This is a genomic window from Rhodococcus sp. UFZ-B548 (genome assembly GCF_903819475.1).
Taxonomy (GTDB): Bacteria; Actinomycetota; Actinomycetes; order Mycobacteriales; family Mycobacteriaceae; genus Rhodococcus_F; species Rhodococcus_F erythropolis.
Genome location: NZ_CAIJDS010000055.1, coordinates 45,709 through 52,272 on the forward strand (window position 1 = coordinate 45,709; position 6,564 = coordinate 52,272).

Here is a 6,564-nt window from a genome sequence, read left to right on the forward strand (position 1 = left end):
ACCGGACACCACTCAGATACGTCGCATCACGGAAACAACCTTGCCCAAGATGGCCGCGCGATCGCCGTCGATGACGCTGTATGCGGGATTACGAGGCTCGAGGTACACGTGACCGTCGCGGCGCCGGAGCACCTTCACGGTGGCCTCGCCGTCGATCATCGCGGCGACGATCTCGCCGGAATGGGCCTCGTCCTGGCGCCGCACCACGACGACGTCGCCATCGCAGATTGCTGCGTCGACCATCGACTCACCGCGCACCCGAAGTCCGAACACCGTGCCGGAGCCCACGAGCTCGCGAGGAAGCGCCAGCACCTCGTCGGCGTGCTCCTCCGCGAGGATCGGCGCGCCGGCCGCAATGTCACCGACGACCGGAACCGTCACGGTGTTCGACGACGACTGTTCCTTCGCTCCCACGAGGAACGGCCGCACGTCCAACTGCCGAGCCATGGCCGCTCCCCTACGGAGGAAGCCCTTCTCTTCGAGGCTCTTGAGGTGCTTGGATACCGTCGACGTCGAGCGCAGACCAACCGCGTCTCCGATCTGCCGTGTGCTCGGCGTGCACCCGTTGGCAGCCACGAGATCCCGGATGGTCATCAGAATCTGCTGCTGGCGGAGCGGCAGGGAGGAGGCGTCGAGGCCACCGAACATGTCGAGATCGTCGTAATCGGTCACGACGAGAATCGTAGTGAGGGGTCCCGACATCCAATCCGGGCAGCCGCAGCCTGCCAGAAACGGCACAGACAGTTTGTTTCCCGAGCGGCGCATGGCACGCTGAGCTCATGGAGCCTCTCGAACCGATGCGCTCGGTGAGCGTTCCCGCCGACACTTATGCGTCGACGCCGATCTGGAAGTCGGCGCCGGTCACATTGGCAACGGTGGGCGTGTTTGCCTACGCATTGATGTCCACGAGAACCGGCGTCGTCGAAGTTGCACTTGGTGCGGTGATCGCGATCGCCGGCGCCGCCCTCTACTGCATGTCAGTGATGCGCACGATCAGAGAAAACTCGGGCAGCCGCGTACCTCTGCTCGGAACCCCACCCGTCTCGCCCCGTGACGTCGACCTGCTCGCCGCGGCCGGGATGCCCTTGATCATGGGCGGATCGTTGCTGGTCATTCGAGCAGCGGGCTGGACCTGGCCCTATCTCTACCTCGGACTGCTTGCCGTGATCATGGTTGCTGTCTATGTTCTTCCCGTGGTTGTGCACAACCGACGAACGCGGAAGCGAACTCACCGATCACAAACCCCGTGACGCGCTCGGGGACGTCGACGCAACATCACCAGCCCATTCACCGACGTCCCTAGTGGTGCGACCGGTTCACCCCCGGTGGAGTCGACTATGCGCTGGCGACCTTGCTATCAGGCACGACAGGAATGTCTACCTTGCTGAACTGCAGCACACCGTCTTCGATCTCGGCGTCGTGCATCAGCTTGCGGTCGCGGTAGTAATTGTTGACCACTTTCCACGCGCCGCGGGCACCCTGACGCGGCATTTCTCCGTCGCCGCGCTGGATGTAGCCCGAGGTCAGGGCTCCGCCCATGAGAGATTCTTCGGCGAAGTCCTCGGGTTCGGCGTGAACCTCGAAAGTCGTGTAGCTGCGATCGCGCATGATCTTGAGCACGCGACACAGATAGGACGCGGCCAGGTCAGCCTTGAGCGTCCACGACGCGTTGGTGTAGCCGAGGATCATCAGGAAGTTCGGGATGTCGGAGTAGAGCACGCTCTTGTAGGCCACAGTCTCGTTGAGCTTGACCGGCTCGCCGTCGATGCTCATGGTTGCGCCGCCCAGAATCTGTACGTTCAAGCCGGTCGCCGTGACGATGACGTCGGCCTCGATTTCGCGGCCCGACTCGGTCACGATGCCCTTCTCGGTGAACGTGGCGATACGGTCGGTGACGATGTCGGCCTTGCCGCTCTTGAGCACCTTGAACAGGTCCCCGTTGGGAACCACGCACAGGCGCTGATCCCACGGGTTGTAGCTGGGAGTGAAGTGACGCAGGTCCACGTTCTTGCCGAGCTGCAGGCGGATCTGGGCGAGGAACAGCTTCTTGGCCAGCTTCGGGTTGGTGCGAGAAAGCTGAAAGCTGGCGCGTTGCAGTGCGATATTGCGGGCTCGACCAATCTTGTAAGCAATCTGGTCGGGAACGCGTGCGAGCTTGAGACCCTTGGCAACAGGGTCCTCGGACGGAAGCGCCTGGATCCACGTGGGCGAGCGCTGCAGCATGGTGACGTGACCGGCGGTGGGGGCCATCGACGGGATCAGCGTGATCGCGGTGGCGCCGGAACCGATGACCACTACCTTCTTTCCGGTGTAATCGAGATCCTCCGGCCAGTGCTGCGGGTGCACGATCTGACCGCGGAAGTCGTCCTCACCGGGGAAGGCGGGGCGGTAGCCCTTGTCGTAGTTGTAGTAACCACAGGCGCCGACGAGGACGTTCGCGGTCCACGTCTCGGTCTCCCCCGTCGACTCGACCAGGACGGTCACGGACCACTGCGCGGCGGTACGGTCGAAGTCCATAGACACGACCTTGCGGCCGAAGTTGATGTGGTCGGTGACGCCGTATTCCTTGGCGGTTTCCTCGACGTAGTCACGGATACTGGCGCCGTCTGCGAGCACTTTGGTGCCGATCCAAGGACGGAAACCGAATCCGAAGGTGAGCATGTCGGAGTCCGAACGGATGCCCGGGTACTTGAACAGGTCCCAGGTGCCACCGATGTTCTCGCGGCGCTCGAGGATCGCGTAAGTGCTTCCGGTCTTCTCACGAATGAGGTGGCAAGCCGCGCCGATTCCGGACAAGCCAGCGCCGATGATCAGTACGTCGACATGCTTTGTCATGGAGGAAACTCGTTTCGTAGGTCGTCGCGAAGCTACATCTGGCGTCGGCAGTGGCCGAGAACGATCGGCCGGTTCAGGCCGGGTTCCCTAAGGTCAGCGCCAATGTACAGGGTATGTGCAACTGACGGTAACAGTCAATATCTCGACCCGACTGGGTACAGAACATTGAGAGTGCGACGCACCGGCTCGCGGAAACTCGATCGAGACGACTGAATGCCGCCAACCACTGGAGAGTCGTTCACGTCGTCGACGGAACGTCCAATGGCTCGTCTACGCGGGATACTCATCGCCCAAATATTCAGCGCCCTAGCATAATTCGAAGGTCCACGATCAGGTGTCGGACGCGCGAGTCTCCATGGGCGGACGGACAACTGCGCTATCGCTGTCACCCTTCGTGCGCATCAGTGAAGAGGTCACTCCGATAACGAGCCCGCTGACGAAACCACGCTGAAACCAACGGTTTTGGATTCGCAACGCGGAAAACGGGCGGACTGGACCTCCGCCGGTGATGTAGTCGCTATGACACACTCCAGCACAGTCACGGTGTACACCACTCATAGCGATCGAGGGTTCGCCAATGCAATCGCTGCCGGAATAAGCGCCGGGGCTTATTCCGCGCCACAAACCGCAGACATGAGCCTGTTAAGGCACCACACCAGCGATCACGGTAGAGCGCTTGTTCTCCTACCCAGCGGGGGCGTCGATTGGCAGGTGAAGGAGCTTTCCGCACTCGAGGGATCGGTCCTGGTCGGCGATCTCAGTAGCGGCCGCTCCATGATTCGGGGGCTTGCTGCGGGCGCCCACTCCGCGCTCAACTCTCAACTCCCGTTCGCATCGCTGCTCGATGAGCTGCAGGCCGCACTCAACCCCAATTCCGCTCAACCTGCACACGAGAAGTCCTCGCTCGTACAACGCATCCGGTTGCGCACCGAAGAATCCGCACGAATCGGCAGTCTCACCGATCGCGAATTCGAGATCGTGGGTCTTCTCTACGGCGGTTCGAATGTCGACTCGATTGCTCGAACCGCCCACATCGCACCGACCACGGTTCGCGCCCACGTCCGAAGCATCCTGCAGAAACTGGGGGTGCACTCCCAACTGGAGGCATGCGCGATGCTCCGCCGCTCTGGTCACGACGCACGCAGACACCCGCTGGAACTTCGGATCGGACGCTTCTAGCAGGAAGTGCCCCAGACACACTCGTTGAGATGGGTGCTACCTCTGATCGAACTCGACCTTCGCAAAGATCGTCAATTTTGACGATTCGACGACGTGTCCGGACGTCGAAAATTGGTTCCTACACGACACCGAAGACACGAGCGAACATCGAAAGGTGCATTCAATCAATGGAATACACACGCACAGTGCCGCGGCATCTCGTCCACAGACATGCTGTTGCCGAGGTTTTCTTGACGGACTACCGGATCGAATCGGACTCGGCGTACCAGGTTGCTGTGCAACTCCCGCTCTCGCACCGGATATTCGACGTATCGAGCGAGCAACACGATCCACTCGGGGTGGCAGAAGCATTTCGACAGGCAGTGGTGCTTCTCTGCCACACCCGATACGAGATTCCACTGCACTACAAGTTCCTCATGGAAACATTCAGCTTCGAGATGTTGGATGCGCTCGACGTGCAACCAGTCGCGGAGCCGTTGAGTTTCTCGATGACAGCGGACAACCTCACTCATCGCGACGGAGCGGTCTCGGGTGTCGAAGTGTCGGGGATCCTCAGAGAGGGCAACCGGCACGTCGCCAGATGCAAAGCTGTTGCGCGAGGAGTCAGCCCCGAGGGATATCGTCGAATTCGGCAAGGACGAGAAGACCACCGCCCGAGCCGGCGCATCCTTCCTTCCGGAACCGCGGTGGTCGGATCGGAGCGAGTCGGACGCCTAACCGATGGAGATGTGCTCATCAGCACTGATCCTGCTCGGCACACGATGTTCTGCACTCCCGATCCGCGCAACCACTCCCTTTTCGACCACCCCGTCGACCACATCCCAGGAATGATTCTTTTCGAGGCCGCCCGACAAGCGGTCCGATTCCACATCGGCAACCCAGCAACCAAGATCGCCTCACTCTCGGCGGTCTTTCCGAGGTTCACTGAATGGGAAACGCCGTGCGAGGTGTCAACGACCCCCCTTGACGCGTCAGGCCATGTGCACCGAGTTCGGTTCACTCAAGAACTGGAAACCACCGCGGAACTTGAACTTACAGTTGCGGACCAATCATGAGAGGGAACGAACACGTTCTTCTCGTCGCGTCTTCCACGTCAAGCGCTCGGTGCTTCCCACTCTCTCGGTGCAAGCGCCGCCAGTTGCATGACGTGCGCCAACTTGTCCTCGCGGACGATCGTTGGCAGCACCAAGTTCCACATCTGACTCAACCGCTCGTACAGATCGGTTCTGCCCGTAAGCATTTCCGAGAGAATCTGCACTCCGGTGAACGACCCCACCACAAATCGAGCCAACGCGTCGATATCGGTGCCCGGGACGATATCGCCGGCTTCGGCGGCTTGGGTTGCCACCTGCTTGATAGCCTCGATCCAATCGAGATACGGCTGTTCGATGGGACCTTGAATACTGCCGATCTCCATCGTCAACCGCATGCCACCTCGCGCGATGGGCTCGGTCACAAGCTGCCGAGCCATCTCCTGCGAAACAAGCACCAGGGTTTCGACCGCGATGTCGGAATGCGCAGCAACCCTCCGGGTACCCTCCATCGCCATACCGTGCTGCGCTGCGATGACCGCGTGTGCAAGCTCCTCCTTCGACGCGAAATGAAAATACATCGCACCCTTGGACACGCCCCCGTGTTGCAAGATCGTGCCCAGACTGGCGGAGTACCCGAACTTCTCGAAGCTCTTCGCAGCACCCAAAATGACGGCCTGGCGCGTGAGGACCGCACGCTCCTGCATGATCTACCCAGCTCTCGTTGCCGACGGAATGAATCTCAACGATACGTCGAAAGACCCGGCAGCAACGCCCTCGACACGGACACACCATGACGACTCTGGTACTCGGAGCCACTGGTTTCATCGGCTCAGCAGTGATGAACCAGCTGGTTTCCCGGGACGGAAACGCTGCAATCGGTTTCGTTCGCACGGACAGCGCAGCCAAACAACTCAGCCGCAACGGAATTGCCGCCACTATCGGCGACATCAACGAAAGCGCCTCTCTACGAGTTGCAATGAGCCAGGCGTCCACCGTCATCTGCTGCGTGTCGTACGTGGGCGACGACGAACAACAGTGCGTTCACGTCAACGAACACGGCATACGAAACGTTGCGTCGATCGCCGCCACCGTCGGCGTCGAACGGCTGCTCTACGTCAGCACCGCCGCGGTGTACGGGCCAGGCCCGTTTCGAGACCTGCCCGTCAACGGCGCACCTCTCAAACCCCTCTCACCTGCCAGCCGCACGCGCGCCCTCGCCGAGGAGTTCGTGCGCGACGCCGGAGGCCTCGTCGTCCGGCCCCATCTCGTGTACGGACCCGGCGACAGATGGTTTCTGCCGACACTGACGCGAATCGTCTCTCGACTCGACTCGATCATCGACAATGGTAGCGCGATCCTGTCAGTAGTCGACGTAAACCTACTCGCCCGATCTATCTACAAACTGTCGACAGAACAACAATTTCGCTACGGCTCAACACTTCACGTCAACGAACCTGTCCCCCCTCTCTGTCAGGATTTAGTGAGACACTCGGAGGCAACCGAGATCACTCACTGA

Annotated in this window: 7 protein-coding genes; 4 read left to right on the forward strand and 3 right to left on the reverse strand. The window is 60.8% G+C overall.

The genetic code is table 11. The annotated features are described in order from the left end of the window. Window positions 1-12: 12 nt before the first annotated feature. Complete coding sequence (gene lexA / locus H7C86_RS31055; RefSeq protein ID WP_020909365.1) at window positions 13-702, reverse strand: transcriptional repressor LexA; 690 nt, start codon at window positions 700-702, stop codon at window positions 13-15. A 77-nt stretch (window positions 703-779) separates the two neighbouring features. On the opposite strand from lexA, the gene H7C86_RS31060 reads away from it, so the two are divergent. Beyond that, window positions 780-1,250: a hypothetical protein gene (locus tag H7C86_RS31060; RefSeq protein ID WP_046379411.1), complete on the forward strand. Its 471-nt coding sequence runs from the start codon at window positions 780-782 to the stop codon at window positions 1,248-1,250. 85 nt (window positions 1,251-1,335) lie between these two features. On the opposite strand, the gene H7C86_RS31065 is transcribed toward H7C86_RS31060, so the two are convergent. Continuing rightward, window positions 1,336-2,835, reverse strand: a complete 1,500-nt coding sequence (locus tag H7C86_RS31065; protein WP_182262919.1) for an NAD(P)/FAD-dependent oxidoreductase — start codon at window positions 2,833-2,835, stop codon at window positions 1,336-1,338. A 633-nt stretch (window positions 2,836-3,468) separates the two neighbouring features. Here H7C86_RS31065 and H7C86_RS31070 point away from each other — a divergent pair. Then, the gene (locus H7C86_RS31070) at window positions 3,469-4,014 is read left to right on the forward strand and encodes a LuxR C-terminal-related transcriptional regulator (RefSeq protein WP_259349350.1); all 546 of its coding nucleotides are present in this window, start codon (window positions 3,469-3,471) and stop codon (window positions 4,012-4,014) included. 167 nt (window positions 4,015-4,181) lie between these two features. Then, window positions 4,182-5,069, forward strand: a complete 888-nt coding sequence (locus H7C86_RS31075; protein WP_021345753.1) for a ScbA/BarX family gamma-butyrolactone biosynthesis protein — start codon at window positions 4,182-4,184, stop codon at window positions 5,067-5,069. Window positions 5,070-5,107: 38 nt separating this feature from the next. Here the strand turns inward: H7C86_RS31075 and H7C86_RS31080 are convergent, their stop codons facing one another. Continuing rightward, entirely contained in the window at window positions 5,108-5,752 is a 645-nt protein-coding gene (locus H7C86_RS31080; protein WP_003940238.1) for a ScbR family autoregulator-binding transcription factor, read from the reverse strand. Between the two features lie 86 nt (window positions 5,753-5,838). Here H7C86_RS31080 and H7C86_RS31085 point away from each other — a divergent pair, with 86 nt between their 5' ends. Further along, window positions 5,839-6,564 (forward strand): NAD(P)-dependent oxidoreductase, encoded by a 726-nt coding sequence (locus tag H7C86_RS31085; RefSeq protein ID WP_259349351.1) that lies wholly within the window; start codon window positions 5,839-5,841, stop codon window positions 6,562-6,564.